The 19,839-nt window shown below is 71.6% G+C and carries 16 protein-coding genes; 4 read left to right on the top strand and 12 right to left on the bottom strand.

Going from position 1 to position 19,839, the window contains the following annotated elements; translation table 11 throughout:
* A complete protein-coding gene (locus OM076_RS36610; protein WP_270045128.1) occupies positions 1–726 on the top strand; it encodes a glycosyltransferase family 2 protein in 726 nt (241 codons plus the stop codon).
* On the opposite strand, the gene OM076_RS36605 is transcribed toward OM076_RS36610, so the two are convergent.
* The 3 genes from OM076_RS36605 to OM076_RS36595 all read right to left on the bottom strand — a co-directional run bounded on the left by OM076_RS36605 (position 723) and on the right by OM076_RS36595 (position 5,528).
* On the bottom strand, positions 723–3,026 hold the full coding sequence (locus OM076_RS36605; RefSeq protein WP_270045127.1) for a hypothetical protein: 2,304 nt from the start codon (positions 3,024–3,026) through the stop codon (positions 723–725). The genes OM076_RS36610 and OM076_RS36605 overlap by 4 nt on opposite strands.
* 21 nt (positions 3,027–3,047) lie before the next feature.
* A complete protein-coding gene (locus OM076_RS36600) occupies positions 3,048–4,739 on the bottom strand; it encodes an ArnT family glycosyltransferase (RefSeq protein ID WP_270045126.1) in 1,692 nt (563 codons plus the stop codon).
* Positions 4,740–5,105: 366 nt separating this feature from the next.
* The gene (locus tag OM076_RS36595; protein ID WP_270045125.1) at positions 5,106–5,528 is read right to left on the bottom strand and encodes a hypothetical protein; all 423 of its coding nucleotides are present in this window, start codon (positions 5,526–5,528) and stop codon (positions 5,106–5,108) included.
* Between the two features lie 35 nt (positions 5,529–5,563).
* Between OM076_RS36595 and OM076_RS36590 the strand changes: the two genes are divergently transcribed.
* Positions 5,564–5,956, top strand: coding sequence for a MarR family transcriptional regulator (locus OM076_RS36590; protein ID WP_270045124.1), 393 nt, complete (start codon positions 5,564–5,566; stop codon positions 5,954–5,956).
* On the opposite strand, the gene OM076_RS36585 is transcribed toward OM076_RS36590, so the two are convergent.
* The 6 genes from OM076_RS36585 to OM076_RS36560 are packed head-to-tail and all read right to left on the bottom strand — an operon-like array spanning position 5,936 to position 12,099.
* Positions 5,936–6,505, bottom strand: coding sequence for a hypothetical protein (locus tag OM076_RS36585; protein ID WP_270045123.1), 570 nt, complete (start codon positions 6,503–6,505; stop codon positions 5,936–5,938). The genes OM076_RS36590 and OM076_RS36585 overlap by 21 nt on opposite strands.
* 53 nt (positions 6,506–6,558) lie before the next feature.
* On the bottom strand, positions 6,559–8,157 hold the full coding sequence (locus OM076_RS36580; RefSeq protein WP_270045122.1) for a SulP family inorganic anion transporter: 1,599 nt from the start codon (positions 8,155–8,157) through the stop codon (positions 6,559–6,561).
* A gap of 6 nt (positions 8,158–8,163) precedes the next feature.
* A complete protein-coding gene (locus tag OM076_RS36575; protein ID WP_270045121.1) occupies positions 8,164–8,841 on the bottom strand; it encodes a cysteine hydrolase family protein in 678 nt (225 codons plus the stop codon).
* Positions 8,838–10,262, bottom strand: coding sequence for an amidase (locus tag OM076_RS36570; protein WP_270045120.1), 1,425 nt, complete (start codon positions 10,260–10,262; stop codon positions 8,838–8,840). The genes OM076_RS36575 and OM076_RS36570 overlap by 4 nt, the downstream gene beginning before the upstream one ends.
* Positions 10,259–10,906, bottom strand: a complete 648-nt coding sequence (locus OM076_RS36565) for a GntR family transcriptional regulator (protein ID WP_270045119.1) — start codon at positions 10,904–10,906, stop codon at positions 10,259–10,261. The genes OM076_RS36570 and OM076_RS36565 overlap by 4 nt, the downstream gene beginning before the upstream one ends.
* Positions 10,903–12,099 (bottom strand): YlbE family protein, encoded by a 1,197-nt coding sequence (locus tag OM076_RS36560; RefSeq protein ID WP_270045118.1) that lies wholly within the window; start codon positions 12,097–12,099, stop codon positions 10,903–10,905. The genes OM076_RS36565 and OM076_RS36560 overlap by 4 nt, the downstream gene beginning before the upstream one ends.
* A 120-nt stretch (positions 12,100–12,219) precedes the next feature.
* Between OM076_RS36560 and gltB the strand changes: the two genes are divergently transcribed.
* Both gltB and OM076_RS36550 read left to right on the top strand, forming a co-directional pair.
* Complete coding sequence (gltB, locus tag OM076_RS36555) at positions 12,220–16,458, top strand: glutamate synthase large subunit (protein ID WP_270045117.1); 4,239 nt, start codon at positions 12,220–12,222, stop codon at positions 16,456–16,458.
* Positions 16,459–17,853, top strand: a complete 1,395-nt coding sequence (locus OM076_RS36550; protein WP_270045116.1) for a glutamate synthase subunit beta — start codon at positions 16,459–16,461, stop codon at positions 17,851–17,853.
* Here the strand turns inward: OM076_RS36550 and OM076_RS36545 are convergent.
* From OM076_RS36545 to OM076_RS36535, 3 genes are read right to left on the bottom strand one after another with little or no spacing between them, the layout of a single operon-like run.
* On the bottom strand, positions 17,832–18,578 hold the full coding sequence (locus OM076_RS36545) for an urease accessory protein UreD (protein WP_270045115.1): 747 nt from the start codon (positions 18,576–18,578) through the stop codon (positions 17,832–17,834). The genes OM076_RS36550 and OM076_RS36545 overlap by 22 nt on opposite strands.
* The gene (gene ureG, locus OM076_RS36540; protein WP_308214367.1) at positions 18,499–19,173 is read right to left on the bottom strand and encodes an urease accessory protein UreG; all 675 of its coding nucleotides are present in this window, start codon (positions 19,171–19,173) and stop codon (positions 18,499–18,501) included. Before ureG ends, OM076_RS36545 begins: the two co-directional genes overlap by 80 nt.
* The gene (locus OM076_RS36535) at positions 19,163–19,837 is read right to left on the bottom strand and encodes an urease accessory protein UreF (RefSeq protein WP_270045114.1); all 675 of its coding nucleotides are present in this window, start codon (positions 19,835–19,837) and stop codon (positions 19,163–19,165) included. Before OM076_RS36535 ends, ureG begins: the two co-directional genes overlap by 11 nt.
* Positions 19,838–19,839 lie beyond the last annotated feature (2 nt).

Raw genomic sequence — 19,839 nt, 5'->3', positions numbered from 1 at the left:
ATGCCTGACGCCACCAACGGCGCGGGGCGGCCGCTGGTGAGCGTCGTCGTGCCCGTCTTCAACGAGGCTGCGACCGTGGGCCAGGTCGTCGACGAATTGCTCGCGCTCGACCTCCGGCTCGAGGTCCTGCTGGTCGACGACGGCTCCACCGACGAGTCGCCGCTGGAGCTCGTGCGGCTCGCCGAGCGCCACGGCGCGGTCAAGATCCTGACCCAGCCCCAGAACCGCGGCAAGGGCGCCGCGGTGCGCCGCGGGATCACCGAGTCCACGGGCGACATCCTGCTGATCCAGGACGCCGACCTGGAGTACTCGCCGTCGGACATCCCCGCGCTGATCGACCCGCTGCTGAGCGGCAAGGCCGACGCCGTCTTCGGCACCCGCCTGCGTGGTGGCGCCCACCCGCAGCGCGCCCATCTCTTCTGGCACTACGCCGGCAACCGCTTCCTGACGTTGCTCTCCAACGTCCTCTACAACACGACGATCTCCGACATGGAGGTCGGCTACAAGGCCTTCCGCGGCGACCTCGTGCGCGGGCTGACGCTGATCTCCGACGACTTCCGCATCGAGCCCGAGCTGACGGCCAAGGTGCTGCGCCTCGGCCCGGGCATCCGCCTCTACGAGGTGCCGATCTCCTACTACGGCCGCTCCTACGCCGAAGGCAAGAAGATCACATGGCGCGACGGCTTCGGCGCCGTCGGCGCACTGGTCCGCTTCCGCTTCTTCTAACGGCGGACTGACTCGCAGGAGTCGTTGACGAGCACGTCGTTCGGGTCGACCGAGACGACGTCGTAGCCGTCGCCGCAGTCGATGCGGTCGATCGAGCCGTCGACGGCGTCGATGCGGTCGTCGCCCGGGCCTCCGGAAACGCGGTCTTCGCCCTGGGTGCCCGAGATCGTGTCGTTGCCGTTGCCGCCGTCGACGTAGTCGTTGCCGAAGCCGCCCTCGATCTGGTCGTCGCCGTCGTTGCCGTAGACCTGGTCGTCGCCCTTGCGGCCGTAGACCTGGTCGTTGCCGTTGCCGCCCGCGACGTTGTCGTTGCCGTCCTCGCCGTCGACGTAGTCGTCGCCGTCGCCGCCGTAGAGCGTGTCGTCGCCGTCGGAGCCGAAGACCGAGTCCGGGCCAGGGGTCCCCATCAGGTTGTCGTTGCCGAACCCGCCGCGCACCACCGAGGGCGGCGGCTCGTCGGTGGACGCCTCCGGCGGGATCTTGAGCACGGTCTCGCAGGAGTCGAGCTGGTCGCGGTCCGGGGCGTCGTCCTCCACGTAGACCGTGTCCTTGCCGCGGCCGCAGAAGACGAAGTCGCGGCTCGTGTCGGCGACGCGGATCTGGTCGTCGCCGTCGCCGCCGAACACCTCGTCCTCGCCCGAGCCGCCGGTCAGCTGGTCGTCGCCGTCGCCGCCCGAGACGCGGTCGTCGTCGCCGCCGCCGTCCATGATGTCGTCGCCCTCGTGGCCGTACATCGTGTCCCGGCCCGCGTCGCCGCGGATCGTGTCGTCGCCGTCGTGGCCGAGCAGCACGTCGCCCGCGCGGCCGCCGACGATCGTGTCGTTGCCGTCCTGGCCGTCGAGCTTGTCGCCGCCGTTCTGGCCGTAGAGCTGGTCGTCGCCGGGCCCGCCGAGCACGAGCTTCTCGTTGCCGCGCCCGCCGTCGATCAGGTCGTTGCCCGGCCCGCCGTCGAGCAGGATGTCGTTGCCGAGGCCGGCCTCCTTGATGACGTCGTCGCCCTCGCCGCCGTAGATCGTGTCGTCGGCGTCGCCGCCGTCGAGCTTGTCGTTGCCCGGCCCGCCGTCGATCACGTCGTTGCTCAGCCCGCCGTTGGCGGTGTCGTTGCCGTCGCCCATCGCCATCCGGTCGTTGCCGGTCGAGCCGTAGCCGATGTCGTCGCCGTCGCCGGCGTCGATCAGGTCGTTGCCGCTCGAGCCGGAGAGCGTGTCGTTGCCCGGGCCGCCCTCCAGCCAGTCGTCGCCGCGCAGGCCGCGCAGGAGGTCGTTGCCGGCGAGGCCGATCAGGTGGTCGGCGCCGCGGGTGCCGTTGAGCGTGTCGTCGAGGTCGGTGCCGACCAGCAACGCCAGGCCGGGCTGCTCGACGACCTGGCCGGGCGTGCCGGCGATCGTCAGCGTGCGCAGGCGGTTGGCGGTCGCGGCGGACAGGATCGAGAGCGTCTTGCGGGTCGAGTCGGTGACGTAGAGGCGGGTGCCGTCGGGCGACCACGCCGCATGGCCGGGGCCGCCGCCGGTGGGCGGGCGGGCGAGGACGCGCTCGTGGGCGAGGTCGACGAGCGCGGCCTTGCGGTGGACGCCCTTGAGTTTCGCCCCGGGGGCGACGATGGCCTTCGTGGCGTCCGGCGAGATTCCGAGCCCGCCGCCGCCGTCGGTGCCGAGCGCGACCGAGCCGGAGATCCCGCCGTTGGCCGGATCGATCCGGATGAGCCGGCTCGCGGCCTTGCGCTTGCCCTTGCGCGGCGTCGTCGCCGACACCCACGCGTGGCCCTTGGAGTCCAGGCTCACGCCCGCGGCGCCCGCGATCTTCACGCGCCGCACCAACCGTCCCGTGGTGAGGTCGAGCACCGCGACCGCGCCGCCGGCCTGCACCTCGACCGCGCGCGTCGCCGTCACCACCAGCTCGATCGGCACGCCCGACAGCGGGCGCTCCCCCGACCGCTGCATGGTCGCGACGTCCATCGTCTCGATCCGGCCCTTGCGTGCGGCGTAGACCGTCCCGCCGTCGGGTGAGACGGCGAGCGCGACCGGCGAGCCGCTCATCAGCACGCTGCCCGCGCCGAGGCGCGAGTTGAGGTCGATCACCGAGATCGTCACGCCCGCCGCGACGAACGCGCGGCCGCCGTCGGGTGCCGCCGCGACGGCGCGGGTGCGGCCGGGCATGGCGACGGTCCCGGTGACGGTGTTGCTGCGGGTGTCCAGCAGGACGGCGTTCGGCGTGTTGGTCGCGACGACCACCACGCGCGCCTGGGCGGCGGCGACGGGAAGGGCGAGGAAAAGTGTGAGTCCGGCGAGGAGCGTGCGCACGAAACGGAATAACACCGTTGATTACGTGCAGTCGCGCAGTTTGTACACGATCATTTCCGGCCCGGGCCGGTGATACGCGCTCTCGACGTAGTTGAACGACTTGTCGACCTGGTAGTGCGGGAGCTTGTCGCCCTTGGCGACCGGGCTGACCTTGAAGGCGACCTTGGCCTGTTTGCGCAGCGCCTTGTAGTACTGAAGCGCTTCAGGGACGCGGTAGGACTCCACCCGCGCGCGGCCGTACTGCGACGATCCGGTGACCACCCAGCAGACGTGTTCGCGCCGGTAGACGTCGATCATCGCCGGGCTGAGCGTGCGTTCGTAGTTCTGGAAGTTCGCGGGATAGCGGGCGCCGCGGAAGTCCTTGCCCAGTTCGTCGATGATCGCCTGGCTGCGTTCGAAGCGCGTCCACTGACGCGCCGGGTCGGCCTTCGGGCCGCCGCCGGCCGTCACGCCGTACCACTCGGTGGGGGCGATCGGCTCGAACGCGACCTTGGTGCCCCGCGGCACGTTGGCCACCAGCCAGTCGCGGGTGAGCGTGCGGGTGTCCTCGCGACCGAGCACGAGCGCGTTGCGCACCACGAGGAACGTCGACGGCAGCAGCGCGAGCGCGACCAGCGCGCCGAACACCACTCGCTGGCGGATCTGCACGAGCGCGTAGGCGGCGAGGATCGCCAGCGCCGGGTACAGCGGCAGCATCCAGCGCGCGTAGAAGCGGCTCTGGCTGCCCATGTAGAGGTAGTAGAGGACGATCAGCGAGCCGAGCACGATCGCCTCGCGCCGCTTGCCCTTCACCAGCAGCGTGATGCCGCCGGCGAGCGCCAACAGACCGGGGACGACCCCGAAGGCCCAACTGCTGCTGCGCACGTAGTAGAACCAGCCGTTGCGCTCGGGCTGGCCGAGCAGCGGCGGCCCGGACGCGAACTTGCGCTGGCGGTCGAGGTCGTTCGTGAATGTCCCCCAGTCCGCGAAGATGTACGGGTTCGTGACGATCACGAACGCGCCGGCGATCAGCCCGGCGAAGACGAGGTGTTTGAACGCCTGCTTGAAGGTCAGCTCAGGGGAGAGAAGCGCCGCGGCGACGAGCGCGATCACGATCGCCCCGTCGGAGTACTTGAACGACGCCGCGGCACCGACCGCCGCCCCACCCGCCAGCAGCGCCTTCGTGCTGCCGGTCCGCAGCACGATCGCCGCGCACCACAGGGTCAGCGCGCACGGCAGCACCCCCGGCCCGTCGTTGAGCGCGAGCCGCGAGTAGAAGACCGGCATGAACGCGACGGCGATGATCGCGGCGGCCACGAGCCCCGCGGTCCGGCCGAACCAGGCCTTCCCGGCGGCGTAGGTGGCGGCGACGCTCGCCACCCCGAAGATCACCGAGACGGCGCGCGCGGCGAGGAACACGGCCTTCGGGTCGTTCGCGAACCAGCTCTCGACGCCGCCGAGGTGGATCACGCTCAGGTACGCGGCGAGGATGTACGTCAGCAGCGGCGGGTTGATGAAGTAGCCGGGATTGAGATCCCCGCCGGACATCGCCACCGCGTGCGGCACGAAGTGCGCCCGCTCGTCGAGGTTGTAGCTGTACGGCAGCCCGTGATCGAGGCTCCACACCCGCAGGACGGTCGCGAGGAGGAGGATCGCGCCGAGCCAGAGGGCGGTGGTGCGGCCGCGGCTCGGCACTTCGGCGGCTGCTGTGGCCGTGTCGTGCGTCGCGGTCAAAGCCGGGTCAAGGCTAGTAGGAGGCGAACGGGAATCACGCTCCGTGGTCGAACGTGCGCGTTTGCGGGCCAGATCGCGGGTTTCGATCAGGTTCGCACTGGTCGAATTGGCGCGCTGGTGGGGGTCCGTACGCTAAGTACGGTCAGGCCGCACTAGGAGTACGCACCCCCTTCGCGCATGACTTGTTGCTCGCCGAGACCGATCACCGAAAGCCCGGCGCGGATGGGGGTGTCAGTACCACGCCCGTAACTGTCGGTATACCGGCACGGCAATTCGGGCCAACAGAGCCGCGCACCGAGCGGGTCCACGGCAGCCCAGGACGAGTGGCACTGCCACTCCCTCCCCCCTCACCGGCGCAGTTGACGTTCAAGCACCTCGCCGATACGAGGTCTCCGCCACCACCGCTCCGTCGAACTCGACCCGCTGGCGCAACGACGAACCCGCCAGCGCGAACGTGGTCCGGTTCGTCCCCCGCGGCGACGTCCGCTCCAACACGAGCACGTCGCCGGAAAACCCACCCCGGGCGGGGATCTCCGGCGGGTAGCCGATGCTGTCGAACCAGTGCCACAACACCTCGTCGCCGCTGACGGAGAACACGCCGTGCCCCGTCAGCCCCGCGGAGCTCCGGTAGTCCTGCACGACCGCGAACCCGCCGGCGGCAAGGCCGAACGTCAGCGTCGCGGTGGCGGTTCCGCCCGCCGACCACGGCGAGGGAGCGAGCTCCTCGGTCCCTTCCCAAGTCCCCTCAAGAGCGGCGAGTCGTTCATGTAGCGCGTTCAATTCAGGCATGGTTGGAGCGTACCAACCATTGGTATGCTCCAACCATGCTCGAGGACCTGACCACCTACCTGCTGTCGATGAGCGGACGCGAGGCTCGCCGCCGCCTCGCCGACCAGGTCGCGCTGGACGAGTTCGCGCTCCTCGCGAGGCTCAAACAGCACGGTCCGTCCTCGCAAAAGGCGCTCGGCGAGCGGCTGCGCAAGGACCCGGCCGACATGGTCCGCCTGATCGACGCGGCCGAGTCGAACGGCGTGGTACGCCGCGATCTGGACCCGGCGGATCGCCGCCGCCGCGTGGTCTCCCTCACCCCGGAGGGCGAGAAGGCGCTGACCGCGGCGACCCAAACCGCACACCGCGTGCAGGACGAGCTGCTCGCGCCGCTGAGCGCGGCGGAGCGCCTCACCCTGCACGAGTTGCTAGAGCGGCTGCTCCGCTGACTTCGGCTTGTGGTCGCGCGGGCTCGGGTTCAGGAGCGTGCGCGCACCCACGACCGGGCCGAGGATCGCGGCCACCCACAGCCACGAGACGCCCCACGGGTCGGTGACGCTGGTGTCGGCGCCGAGGCAGATGGCGACCGAGATCAGCGGGTACAGCAGGAGCACGAGCGACTTCTTGGCGATCCCCGCCTTGCGCGCGCCGAGGACGACACCCACGTAGGAGGCGGCCGCCACGATCAGGCCGCCGTGGTCCTTGACCGCCCAGCGCTCGGCGAGCACCAGCACCCACGCGACACCGACGACCGCCCACACCATCAGGCGCGCCTTGTCACCGCGGGCCACCGTGTAGACCAACGCGAGGACGGTCGCGATGATCAGCAGGAGGTAGATGATCGAGCCGACGGCCGACGCGACCAGCCACGCGATCGCGGCGACGGCGCCCACGAGGATTCCCCCGCGCAGGGCGCCGTCGACGGTCTTGGCCGCCCGCGCACGGCGGCTCGGCTGTGAAGTGGTTCCGGTGAGGTCGGCGAGCGCTGCGGTGCCCATATGTCCAAGGTACACCGCAGGCGCCGAAAGTCACCTCTGGCTATCCCCCCAACCTATGCCGGGACCGCCACCCTCTCCTCCTCGCGCTCGAAGCGCAGCGAGCCGGACTCGGCGGCGACCTCGACGTCGATCGGGTCCGTGAGGTCGATCTCGCGCGGCGGCAGCTTCATCGCCGCGTAGCCGAGGCAGGTGACGGCGGCGAGGCCGTAGCCGAGGGCGATCTTCGGGTTCGAGAAGACGTGGACCTCGTCGGCGTGGATCAGCCCGACCAGCGTCAGGACGCCGCCGACGGTGCTGGCGATCGCCGCGTGGATGAACTTGCGGTCGATCAGGAAGACGCAGGTCGAGCCGAGGATCATGCCCACGAGCACCGAGCCGGCGCCGAGCGTGGCGAGCCCGCCGTAGAGCACGCCGCCGTTGGCCAGCGCGTCGACGCCGACCTTGTCGACGCTCGTGCCCGCGGCCAGTAGCGCGTCGTGGACCATGCCCGAGCCCCACTGCGCGAGCGACGGGATCGCGGCCAGCACGACCGCGGCGTAGTGAGCCTTGGGCACCGCACCGAACGCCTGCGAGCCGATGGCGAGGCCGATGAACAGCAGCACGGGGACGATCGCGGGGATCGGCAGCAGCGCGCCCAGCAGCGGGAACAGGCCGAAGATGCAGAGCAGGAAGATCAGGACCCCGGTGGCCAGCGAGTAGGAGATGCGACCGCCGGCGGCCTTCCAACCGGGCTGGCCGATGTAGACGGCGGGCGGGAACGGCGAGCCGAGGGCGGCGCCGACCACGGCACCGGTGCCGTCGGCCAGCAGCACGGCGCGCAGGTTGTAGTTGTCGCCCGCGGCGGCGGCCGACTCGACGTTGCTCATCGCCTCGGTGAAGTTGTAGATGCCGAGCGGGATCGCGGTCGCGAGCAGCGGTGAGATGCCGGACAGCCCGTCGGACAGCAGGTCGAGGTTCAGCGACGGGATGCCGACGGCGATCGCCTTCGCCGAGTCGGTGACCGTGGCGGTGTCCATGAAGCCGCCGATCCAGCCGATCGCCGTGCCGACCAGCAGCGCCGCAAGGCCGACCGGGAAGTTGCCCGGGAGTCGCACGCCGGCGATGAAGCCCGTGACGATGATGATGAAGACCGGCAGCGCGATCCACAGCGCGCCCCACATCTGCGCGCCCGGCCGCATCGAGATGAACGTGAGCGAGATGCCGGCGAGCGTGCCGAGCATCGCCGCGCGCGGCGTGAAATGGCGGATCGACGGGCCGATGAAGGCGCCGATCAGGATGATGCAGCCGATGATGAACGCCCACGCGAGGCCGGCGGTCCAGGCGGCCACCGGGTCCTTGGTCGCGAGGTACGTCGGCAGCATGATCACGAGCGTCACGATGAACATGTGCGGCACGCTCGGCCCGTAGGGCATCGCCGTGACCGTGTCGCGCCCCTCCTTCATCGCCAGCTTGCGCGCGAGGTAGAAGTAGAAGACGTTGCCGATCAGCAGCTCGACGCCGATCGCCGGCAGGACGACCTGGTAGACGTCGTCGGGCGCCATGTGCACCACGCCGATGCAGAGCCCGGCGAGCACCAGGACGTTGACCAGCATGTTGATCCCAAGGCCGAAGAAGGCGTTGAGATCACCGCGGGTCCAGAAGGGAACGGCCATGGTTGATCAGGCTCCTGCGGCGACGTTGACGGGAAGCATTTCCAGCAAGTCCGACGAGGTGCCGACCCAACCGAAGATCCCGCCCTGCGCGGCGATCATCCGCAGGGCGACCTCATGGAACTCGGGGAAGTAGGAGCCGCAGCAGTCCTCGAGGACGAGGCACTCGTAGCCGCGGTCGTTGGCCTCGCGCACGGTCGTGTGCACGCAGACCTCGGTGGTGACGCCGGTGACGATCAGCGACTTGATCCCCAGGTTGCGCAGGATCAGGTCGAGGTCGGTGGCGCAGAACGAGCCCTTGCCGGGCTTGTCCAGGACGATCTCTCCCGGCGCGGGCGCGAGCTCGTCGACGATGTCGTGGCCGTACTCGCCGCGGATCAGGATGCGGCCCTTCGGGCTGTCGGTGCCGATGAACTCGCCGCGCGCGAACTTCGCCGGCGGGCAATCGCTCATGTCGGGCCGGTGGCCCTCGCGGGTGTGGATGATCGTCATCCCGAGCTCGCGGGCGGTGGCCAACACCCGCTGCAGCGGCTCGACGGCACTCGACAGCAGCGAGACGTCGTTACCGAGCGCCGACCCGAAGCCGCCCGGTTCGAGGAAGTCGCGCTGCATGTCGATGATCACGAGCGCCGTGCTCTCGGGGTCGAACGCGTATGGGCCCGGCTTCGCGGGCACGAGCGTGGTCATGCGTCACCTTTCGTGAGGGCTGTCGCCAGAGCGATCAGCAGCGCCTCGCCACCCGGGCCCGCCACCAGTTGCAGACCCACGGGCAAGCCGTCGGTCGGGCACGGGATGGAGATCGCCGGAAAGCCGACGAAGCTCCAGAGGATCGCGTTGCGCGACAGGATCGTCAGGTACTCATCCGCCCGCTCGACCGCCGGCGCCAGGACGGGCGCGGTCGGCATCGCGAGCACGTGGTGCTCGCGGAACACCGCGAGCATCTCCTCCCTCAGCGACGCGCGGTAGCGCTGCGCGTCGATGTAGTCCGTGGCCAGGACGCCGTCGGCGGCGTTGAGCTGGTCGCGGACCTCCGCCCAGTACAGCGAGCGGTCCAGGCCCCGGGCGCGGTGGAACGTCGCCGCCTCGCAGCGCGAGACGAGCAGGCCCATCGCGTTGGCGCCGCCGAAATCGGCGGCGGTGGGGCGATCGGTCTCGCCCACCGAAGCGACGAGACCTCCCAGCTTGTCGATCTGGGCGGCGACCGCGGACTCGACCGCCGCCTCGGTGCCCTCCCACGCGGCGGTGGCGAGGCCGACGCGCAGGTGGCTGACGCGCCCGCCGGCGGCGGGGGCGATCGCGGTGCCGCCGGGGCGCAGTGCGTCGAGCGCGATCGCCGCGTCCTCCGCCGTGCCCGCCATCACCGCGACGTGGTCCATCGTCCAGCTCAGCGGCACGACGCCGCGGGTGGAGATCGTGCCGTAGGTCGGCTTCAGGCCCACCACGCCGCATAGGGCGGCGGGCACGCGGATCGAGGCCCGCGTGTCGGTGCCCAGCGACGCAAGACCCATGCCGGTCGCCACGGCGATGGCGCTTCCCCCGCTGGAGCCGCCCGGGATGCGGGTCGGATCGTGCGGGTTGCGCGCCTGCGGGCTCGTCACGCCGAGCGCGAACTCGTGCGTCGACGTCTTGCCGAGGATCACGGCTCCGGCCGCCCGCCAGAGGTCGACGCCGTCGGCGTCCTCCTCGGGCACGGCGTCGTAGGCGTCCGACCCGCAGCGGGTGTGGACGCCGCGGACGTTGATGACGTCCTTGACCGAGACCGGGATGCCGTGCAGCGGACCACGCCGCCGGCCCACCTTGAGCTCGGCGTCGCGCACGAGGGCCTCGGTCAGCGCGTCCTCGGCGCAGACCTCGACGAACGCGGTCCACTCATCGCCGGCGATCCGCTCCAACGCGCGCTCGGTGAGCTGGACGCAGGTGGTCTGACCGGCGTCGAGCGCGCGTGCCGCGGCGGCGATCGCCCCGGTCTTCGGCAACCCGCCGAGCGCCGGCAGGAACGCCGGAGGAGCGCCGAAGACGTCGTACGCCGGCCGCCGCTCGGGCGGGTCGACGACCTGCGCGCTCAACCGCTCCAGCGCCGACTCGAAAGCTGACGTGGCGATGCTCACGGGCGTTCCTCCTCGAACATGCGCGCGAGCAGGTCGCCCACTCTGCGCTCGACGACCTCCGCGCTGCGCTCGATGTGCACGCGCATCAGCGCGGCGGCGGCATCGGAGCGACCGGCGCGAACGGTCTCCAGGATCTCCAGGTGCTCTTCGATCGTCGCCTCGATCCGGTCCGGCGTCGTGAAGTCGTGGATGCGGATCAGCCGGATCCGCTCGTTGATGTCGCGGATGTAGCGCTCGGTGGCGCCGTTTCCGGACGCGCGGGCGATGCCCTCGTGAAAGGCCTCGTCGGCGTAGACGAAGTCGGGCGAGTCGTCGTGCTCGCCGCGCAGGTCCAGCCACTCGCTGATCAGCCCGTCGAGGTTGTCGGGGTTGGCGGTCCGCACCGCGAGGTCCTCGAGCACGACCCGCACGTCGTAGAGCTCGCGCATGGCCGACACCCGCGGCGGGTTGGGCCGCAGCCCGCCGGAGCGGTCGCGCACCACGTGCCCGTCGCCCTCCAGTCGCCGCAACGCCTCGCGGACCGGCGTGCGGCTGGTCGCGTAGCGCTCGGCGAGCTGTTCCTCGACGAGGCGCTGGCCGTACGGGTACTCGCCTCGCAGCAAGGCGGCGCGGAGCTCGCGGTGGACCTGTTCGGCGCGGGTCAACCGAGCGCCTCGACGGCCTCGTCGAACGCGTTCAGCGGCGGGTGGGTGATGCCGCCGCCGATCTGGCCGATGCCGGGCTGCTTGTGGGCGATGCCGGTGTGGACCGGCGGCGACAGCCGCGTGGCGGCGACTTTGCGCGCGTCGATCCCGAGGATCGACTCGCGGCCGTCCGGGAACTTGATGTCCGACGAGAAGCCCGCCGCGATCGAGCGGCACTCGGCGTCGATGCGCGCGACGTCCTCGGGCTTCAAGCCGACGGACGGGACGGAGAGCGGCGACGCGGCGACGGCCAGCGCGCCAAGGCCGTAGGTCTCGACGATCGCCGAGTCGCCCAGGTCCGGGTTCATGTCCCCGGGCGTGTAGTCGTCGTAGAGCTTCGCGGGGAACGGCCGTGCCGCGGGCCCGACGAACCAGCGGTCGCCGAGCCCGGAGACGCGGATCCCGACCTCGACCCCGTTGCGGGCGATCGCGGTCAGCATCGGCGAGCCCGGCACGTCCGCGGCGCAGTCCAGCGCGAGCTTGGAGAAGACCATCGCCAGGTTCAGGAAGAACTGGCCGTTGCCGGCGATGAAGGCGCGCACCTCGGGATGCTCGATCCCGAGCGCTGCAAGCGTGAGCGCGGTGCCTTCCTCGGTCCGGTGATGGGCCTCGTCCCCGAGCGCGAGCGAGCGCACGTGCAGGTCGAAGAGGTCGAGCGGCCCGCGCGCGGACAGCGCCGCCCTCAGCTCGGGCGCGAGCACGTCGCGCATCCACTTCAGGCGCTCGAGCACCTCCGGGCCGTCCGCGCCGTAGCGCAGGACCTTGCCCGATCCCTCGTTCAGCGGGCACCACGCGACCTTCCCGGTCGCCTCGTCGCGCGCCACCCACACCGGCATGCTCGGGTTCACGACGCCCGCCATCGGGCCGACGCCGCCGGTGTCGTGATTGGTCTTGAGCGGGATCTGCCCGTCCTCAACAAGCTTCAGCGCGTCGGCCGGGGACCCGGCGACGCCTTCGATGAAGAGCGCGGAGCCGAGCGCGGCGCGCATCGGCGGGCACATGCGCTCGGGCTCGATCGGCGGCCCGGCGTGCGTCACACCGCCGCCCGAGTGATGTTCGGAGATCTCCGAGGCCGGGACGACGTCGATCACCATCGGGCGCGCAGCGGCCAGCCGCGTCACCGCATCCGCTGCTGTATGCAGTGCTGCGTTCATAGTCGGCGACGCTAAATCGCCGGGCGCGCCCTGCAATCGGACCGCTGGTCACAACCGTCGCGACGAGCCTTGGACCGGCGGTACGAGGGAGTGGGTTCGGCCCACCCGTAGCCTCGAGCCATGGGCCTCTACGACCCTGCGTACGAGCACGACTCGTGTGGCGTCGCCTGTCTTGCTCGGCTCGACGGGCAGCCCGCGCACGAGACGATCTCGCGCGCCATCGAGACGCTCGGGAATCTGGAGCATCGCGGCGCTGAGGGTGCTGACGCCGAAACTGGCGACGGCGCCGGCATCCTCACGCAGCTCCCCGACGCGTTCTTGCGGGCGGAGGTCGAGTTCGCGCTGCCGGAAGCGGGTCGCTACGCCGTCGCGGTCTGCATGCTGCCGCCGGAGGTCGACCGGCGGTCCGCCGCCGAGACCGTGATCGAGCGGCTGGTCTCCGACGGTGGACAGCGGGTCCTGGGCTGGCGCGACGTGCCGGTCGACGCGCGCGTGCCCGGCTCAGGCGCTCGCGTGTCGATGCCCGTCATCCGCCAGCTCTTCATCGGGTCGCGCGAGGCCGGCCAGCTCGCGTTCGAGCGGCGGCTCTACGGCATCCGGCGCCGGGCGGAGCGAGGCCTGGGCGACGCCGTCGCGTTCCCGAGCTTCTCGTCGCGCACGATGGTCCTGAAAGGGATGCTCGGCGCGCCGCAGCTCCCGCGCTTCTACAAGGATCTCTGCGACCCGCGGTTCGCGAGCGCGCTGGCGATCGTCCACTCGCGCTTCTCGACCAACACGTTCCCGAGCTGGGCGCTCGCGCACCCGTTCCGCTTCATCGCCCACAACGGCGAGATCAACACGCTGCGCGGGAACGTCAACTGGATGCGGGCGCGGGAGCATTCGCTGGGCGAGTTCTCCGAGGTGCGGCCGGTGATCCCGTCCGGCGCGTCGGATTCCGCGTCCTTCGATGCCGTCCTGGAGTTGCTGGTGCTCGCGGGCCGCCCGCTCGCCCACGCGGTGATGATGATGGTGCCGGAGGCGTGGGAGGGCCGCGAAGACCTGCCCGAGCACCTTCGCGGGTTCTACGCCTACCACGAGAAGCTCATGGAGCCGTGGGACGGGCCGGCGTCGATCACCTTCTCCGACGGGCGGGTGCTCGGGGCGAAGCTGGATCGCAACGGGCTGCGGCCGGGGCGCTGGGCGCAGACCGACGACGGGTGGGTGGTTCTGGCGTCGGAGACCGGTGCGCTGCCGCTGGAGCCGGCGCGGGTGGTGCGGCGCGGGCGGCTGAAGCCGGGTGCGCTGTGGATCGTCGATCTGGATCGCGGCGCGCTGTTCGCCGACCGCGAGGTGGAGTGCGAGATCGCGTCGCGCAAGCCGTACGGGACGTGGGCGGCGGAGGCGACGATCCGGCTCGAGGATGTTGCGCCCGGCACGCCCCTCCCGCCCCCGGAGGAGTCCTTCGAAGCGCTGCGGATCGCCTTCGGCTACACCCGCGAGGACCTGGAGATCCTGATCGGCCCGATGGCCGAGGCCGGCAAGGAGCCGACGGGCTCGATGGGCGCGGATGCCGCGCTGCCGGCGCTCAGCGACATGGCGCCGCCGTTGTTCTCGTACTTCAAGCAGCGCTTCGCGCAGGTCACCAACCCGGCGATCGACTCGCTGCGCGAGGACCTCGTGATGAGCCTGACGACGTGGCTCGGGCGCGGGCCCGCGCTGCTGGACGACGTGCAGCCGACCGGCCGCCGCCTGCGGTTGGCCTCGCCGGTGCTGACGGGCGACGACCTGACGCGGGTGATCGCGTCGCCGCTGCCGTGGGTGCCGGTGGACATCACGTGGCCGGTGTCCCTGGGCGTCGCGGGCCTTGAAGCGGCGATCGAGCGGGTGGTGGGCGAGGCGTCGAGCGCCGCCGCTTCCGGGGCCGACATCCTCGTGCTCGGGGACCGGCGCGTCGGCCCGGGGCGCGCGCCGATCCCGTCGCTGCTGGCGGTCTCGGCCGTCCATCACTCCCTGGTCCGCGCCGGGCTGCGCACCCGCTGCTCCCTGGTCGTCGACTCCGGCGAGCCGCGCGAGGTGCACCACGTCGCCTGCCTCGTCGGCTACGGCGCGGACGCGGTCCACCCGTGGCTGGCGGGTGACGAGATCGTCCCCGCGCTCGGCAAGGGGTTGCTGAAGGTGATGTCCAAGATGGGCGTCTCGACCGTCAACGCCTACCGCGGCGCGCAGGTCTTCGAGGCGATCGGGCTCGGGCCGGAGCTGATCGAGCGCCACTTCGTCGGCACGCCGTCCAAGCTGGGCGGGATCGGGCTGCGTGGGCTCGCGCGCGAGGTGCTCGAACGCCACGCGCGGACGTATCTGCCGGCGGGTGGGCTGTACCGCTGGCGCCGCGACGGCGAGCGCCACGGCTGGAACCCGGACACGGTCGCCGCCCTGCAGCGCGGCGAGTGGCGGCGCTACGTCGAGGCCTCCGACGCCGCCGCCCGCCACGGCGCTTTGCGCGGCCAGCTCGCGTTCCGCGACACACCGTCGATCCCGCTGGAGGACGTCGAGCCGGCGACCGAGATCATGAAGCGCTTCGCCACGGGGGCGATGTCGCTCGGCTCGATCTCGCCCGAGGCGCACGAATCGCTCGCGCTGGCGATGAACGAGATCGGCGGGCGCTCGAACACGGGCGAGGGCGGCGAGGACCCGGCGCGGTTCGCCGATGCGCGGCGGTCCGCGATCAAGCAGGTCGCGTCCGCCCGCTTCGGCGTGACGGTCGAGTACCTGGTCAATGCCGACGAGCTGCAGATCAAGGTCGCCCAGGGCGCCAAGCCCGGTGAGGGCGGCCAGCTTCCGGGCCACAAGGTCGACGCGTTCATCGGCCGGCTGCGCCACGCCACGCCCGGCGTCGAGCTGATCTCGCCGCCGCCGCACCACGACATCTACTCGATCGAGGATCTCAAGCAGCTCATCCACGATCTGCGCTGCGCGAACCCATCGGCCCGCATCAGCGTCAAGCTCGCGGCCGAGGCGGGCGTGGGGACGGTGGCCGCGGGCGTCGTGAAGGCGCACGCCGACCACATCGTCATCGCCGGCCACGACGGCGGGACCGGCGCGTCGCCGCAGTCGTCGCTGGTCAGCACCGGCGTGCCGTGGGAGCTCGGGCTGGCGGAGACGCAGCAGACGTTGGTGCGCAACGGGCTGCGCTCGCGGGTCGTGCTACAGGCCGACGGCGGGATGCGCACGGGCCGCGACGTCGTCATCGCGGCGCTGCTCGGGGCCGAGGAGGTGGGCGCCTCGACGGCCCCGCTGGTCGCGCTCGGCTGCATCATGATGCGCGTCTGCCACCTCAATACGTGCCCGGTGGGGATCGCGACGCAGGATCCCGAGCTGCGGGAGCGCTTCGCCGGCAAGCCCGAGCACGTGGTGCGGTTCTTCACGCTGCTGGCCGAGGACGTGCGGGTGATCATGGCCTCGCTGGGCATCGCGCGGTTCGCCGACCTCGTCGGGCGCGTCGACCTGCTGCGGGTGGATCGCAACGAGAACTGGAAGGCCAGCGGGCTGGACCTGACGCCATTGCTCGCGGCCGGCGGCGACGGCGAGCGCTGCTCGCGCCCCGCGTCCTTCCGGCCGGACGCGCCGATCGACGAGCAGCTGATCGCGGCGTTGCCGGACGGGCGGGTGACGCTCCCGATCACCAACGTCGACCGCACGGTCGGCGGGATGCTCTCCGGCGAGATCGTCCGGCGCGGGATCGAGGTCGATCTCAAGGCCACGTTCCGCGGGTCGGCGGGGCAGAGCTTCGGGGCGTGGCTGACGAGCGGCGTCGAGCTCACCGTCTACGGCGACGTCAACGACTACGCGGGCAAGGGCCTCTCCGGCGGCGTGATCGCGGTCCGGCCGGACGCCGACGCCCGCGCCGGCGCGGAGGAGGACGTGATCGCCGGCAACACGACCCTGTACGGCGCGACGGCGGGCCGTGCGTTCTTCCGCGGGCTGGCGGGTGAGCGGTTCGCGGTCCGCAACAGCGGCGCGGACGCGGTGGTCGAGGGTGTCGGCGACCACTGCTGCGAGTACATGACCGGCGGACACGTCGTCGTGATCGGCCCGACGGGACGCAACTTCGCGGCGGGCATGAGCGGTGGGATCGCCTACGTGCTCGATGTCGACGGGGACTTCGCGACGCGCTGCAACCAGGGGCTCGTGGGGCTCGAGACACTCGACCCGGACGACACGCGGCTCGTGTACGGACTGCTGCTCGAGCATCGCCGGCGCACGGGCTCGCGGGCGGCCGCGAACCTGCTCGCGCACTTCGGGCTGGCGCCGTTCGTGAAGGTCATCCCGCACGACTACAAGCGCGCGCTGGAACGGTCCCACGCTCTGGCGGAGGCGGCGTAGATGGCCGATCCGCGGGGATTCCTCGAGGTCGAGCGCGTCGCGGCGCCGGAGCGCGACCCGCGCACCCGCACCGCCGACTCCCACGAGATCTTCGGCACGCTGCCGGCGGAGCAGTTGCGCGAACAGGGCCGCCGGTGCATGGACTGCGGCATCCCGTTCTGCCACCAGGGCTGCCCGCTCGGCAACCTGATCCCGGAGTGGAACGACCTCGTCCGCCGCGGCGAGTGGCAGCTCGCGCTGGAGCGCCTGCACGCGACCAACAACTTCCCCGAGTTCACCGGCCTGATCTGCCCGGCGCCGTGCGAGGCCGCGTGCGTGCTGGCGATCAATGACGACCCCGTGATGATCAAGTCGCTCGAGTGGGGGATCATCGAGCGCGGCTTCCGCGAAGGGTGGGTCGAGCCGAAGCGGCCGCTGGTGCGCAAGGGCTACTCGATCGGCGTGGTCGGCTCCGGGCCGGCGGGGCTGGCCGCGGCCGAGGAGCTCAACGCGCTGGGGCATCGTGTGGTCGTCTACGAGCGCGATGAAGGCCCCGGCGGGCTGATCCGCCTCGGCGTGCCGGACTTCAAGCTCGAGAAGTGGATCATCGACCGTCGCGTGGCGCTGCTCGAAGCGGCCGGGATCGCGTTCGAGTACGGCGTCGACGTGGGCTCCGGCGATCTCGGCATCGACGAACTGAACGCCCGCCACGACGCCGTCGTCCTCGCCCTCGGGTCGCGGATCGAGCGCGACGTCGCGCTGCCCGGGCGCGGGCTGGGCGGCATCCACTCCGCGATGACCTACCTGCTCCAGCGCAACCGCGACGTCTCAGGCTTTGCGGAGCCGGAGCTCACGGCGAGCGGCAAGCACGTGATCGTGATCGGCGGCGGCGATACCGCGGCCGATTGCGTGGCGTCCGCCCACCGCGAGCGCGCGGCCTCGGTGACCCAACTCGACATCTACCCGGCGCCCGCGGGGAAGAAGTTCTCCGAGCTGGCGCAGTGGCCGGACTTCCCGAAACGCCTCTGGTCGACCTACGCGCTCGACGAGGGCGGCGAGCGCAAGTCGGCCTTCAACGCCACCTCGTTCCTCGGCGACGGGCACGTGCGCTCGCTGCTCGGCGACCGCGTGGGTGATCCGCCGAACTTCGAACCGACCGGCGAGACCCACGAGCTGCCCGCCGACCTTGTCCTGATCGCGATCGGCTTCACCGGCGTCGAGCGTGGGCTGGTCGACCAACTCGGCGTCGACGTGGGCGAGCGCGGAGCGATCGCCTCGACCGAGTTCATGACCAGCGCCCACGGCGTCTTCGCGTGCGGCGACGCCCGCCGCGGCCAGTCCCTGATCGTCACCGCGATCGCGGAGGGCCGCCAGTGCGCGGCCGCGGTCGAGCGCTACCTGACCCGCGCGAGCTGAGCGACGACGTCGGCGGCGCTCGCGCCGCTGGCCCGCCACAGGTGGCCGGCGCCGTCCGCGAGCTCGCCACCACGTGTCTCCGCGCCGCGACCGTCGACGTTCTCGCGCTCTACTCGAGAAACTCGACGCTCGCCGAACGTGGCGACCATCCCGATCGCCCGATGGCCCGGCGCGAGCGCGACGTACGCGTCGTCCTCGCCTGGGTCGATCCGCAGCGCGTCGTGGAGGATCACGCCGTCTGGCCCCTCCACCCGCAGGACCGACTCGAGCCGCCCCGGTCCCTCGCCGGCACGGCCCAGCACCACGAGGTCGCGGACGATCGCGGACGCCCCGACGCCGAGCCGGATCGTCGTCGTCCGCAGCACGTCGGCACCCTCGGCGACGATCAGCGGTGCATCCTCGAGCACCAGTCGCGCCCCGTCGCCCACGGTCACGTCGAGCTCCAAGACGGTCCGCGCGAGCCCGGGGAGCGCGAGCGTCGCCGCGATCGGCTCGACGGTCAACACCCCGCTCTCCACGACGATCTCGACCCGGTCGTGATCCCCCGCGAGCGGCCCGGCCTGCGAGCGCAGCAGCGTGATCCGGCCAGGAGCGAGAACGCGCGGCGCGATCCGGGCCCCGCGCCGCAGCGTCGTGAACCCGGACTCAGTGGACGTGATCGTGGTGATGGTGATCCGGCACGCCTTCCATGCTCGAGTGAAGGTGGCCGTGATCGCGGAAGGCATCGAGCTTGCCGCGCACCCACCGCGCGACGGAGGTGACGTCCTCGCGGAGCGAGATCGCCGCCACCGGCAACCCGTCGCGGCGCTCGGACGCCTCGCGCACCATGCGCTCGACGTCTGAGCCGACGAACGGCGCCAGGTCGGTCTTGTTGATCACCAACAGGTCGGCGCGGGCGATCCCGGGGCCGCCCTTGCGCGGGATGTCGTCCCCTGCGGCGACGTCGATGACGAAGATCTGCACGTCCGCCAGGGCGGGGGAGAAGATCGCCGTCAGGTTGTCGCCGCCGCTCTCGACGAAGACGACGTCCAAGGGCCCGGTCGCCGCCTCGAGCTCCTCGACCGCCTCGAGGTTGGCGGAGATGTCGTCGCGGATCGCGGTGTGCGGGCAGCCGCCGGTCTGGACGGCGGCGATGCGCTCGACCGGCAGAACCCCGGTGGAGCGCAGGAACTCGGCGTCCTCGGTCGTGTAGATGTCGTTGGTCACGACGCCGAGGCGCGCCTCGGCCGACAGCGCGCCGCAGAGCGCGGCGATCAGGCTGCTCTTGCCGGACCCGACGGGGCCGCCGACACCGATCCGGAGTGCTCGTTCAACTGGCAAAGAGTCGCTCTCTCTGTTCGCGGTGGATGGGCGCCGCGAGCTCGATCGCGACCGCGGCGGCCGCCGGGAGCGGACCGCGGTCGAGCGCGACCGAGCGCGCCATCAGCGACAGCTGCGGGGCGAGGTCGGCGAGCCAGCGCGCGGTCACGGCAGGGTCGAGCGGCAGCAGCTTCAAAGCAGCGGACGCGACGGTCGCCGCGTCGTCGTACAACGCGAGCAGCGCGACGTCCTCGTCACCGAGGCCGGCGGCCGCGGCCACGACGCCCAGCGCGATCGGCCGCGGCGTCCCCGTCGACTCCACCCGGTAGCTCGCGATCACGCCCCCGGGCCACACCGCCGCCGCCGAGCGCAGCAGCTGCGCCCCCAGCCGCCGCGCACCCTCCCGCAGCACGGGACTCGGCGTCCGCGCCGCCCACTCGCGATCCAGCGCCCTTGTATCCCACATGTATACCGGGGTCTGACCCCGGTATACCGGTTGTATGCATGAGCGGCGGGCTTCGACGGCGAAGCGGGCGTCGGCCGCGGCGACGAGGCGCAGGCGGGCGCGGATGAAGGCCGGGACGTCGGTCAGGCCGTCGTTGACCGCCTGCTCGAGGCCGAGCGAGTGGGCGTAGGAGCCGGATGGGAAGCGGGAGTCCGCGAGCAGGAGGGCGAGCGGGTCCATCA

The sequence above is a fragment of the Solirubrobacter ginsenosidimutans genome, from assembly GCF_027587205.1.
Note: the sequence above shows the minus strand (reverse complement) of the source record. Positions and strands in the feature narration are given on the sequence as shown.

Coding starts and splice junctions, on each gene's coding strand:
- OM076_RS36610 (WP_270045128.1), top strand. CDS start 1: ATGCCTGACGCCACCAACGGCGCGGGGCGGCCGCTGGTGAGCGTCGTC.
- OM076_RS36595 (WP_270045125.1), bottom strand. CDS start 5,528: ATGCCTGAATTGAACGCGCTACATGAACGACTCGCCGCTCTTGAGGGG.
- OM076_RS36590 (WP_270045124.1), top strand. CDS start 5,564: ATGCTCGAGGACCTGACCACCTACCTGCTGTCGATGAGCGGACGCGAG.
- OM076_RS36585 (WP_270045123.1), bottom strand. CDS start 6,505: ATGGGCACCGCAGCGCTCGCCGACCTCACCGGAACCACTTCACAGCCG.
- OM076_RS36580 (WP_270045122.1), bottom strand. CDS start 8,157: ATGGCCGTTCCCTTCTGGACCCGCGGTGATCTCAACGCCTTCTTCGGC.
- OM076_RS36575 (WP_270045121.1), bottom strand. CDS start 8,841: ATGACCACGCTCGTGCCCGCGAAGCCGGGCCCATACGCGTTCGACCCC.
- OM076_RS36560 (WP_270045118.1), bottom strand. CDS start 12,099: ATGAACGCAGCACTGCATACAGCAGCGGATGCGGTGACGCGGCTGGCC.
- gltB (WP_270045117.1), top strand. CDS start 12,220: ATGGGCCTCTACGACCCTGCGTACGAGCACGACTCGTGTGGCGTCGCC.
- OM076_RS36550 (WP_270045116.1), top strand. CDS start 16,459: ATGGCCGATCCGCGGGGATTCCTCGAGGTCGAGCGCGTCGCGGCGCCG.
- OM076_RS36545 (WP_270045115.1), bottom strand. CDS start 18,578: ATGCCTTCCGCGATCACGGCCACCTTCACTCGAGCATGGAAGGCGTGC.
- OM076_RS36535 (WP_270045114.1), bottom strand. CDS start 19,837: ATGGACCCGCTCGCCCTCCTGCTCGCGGACTCCCGCTTCCCATCCGGC.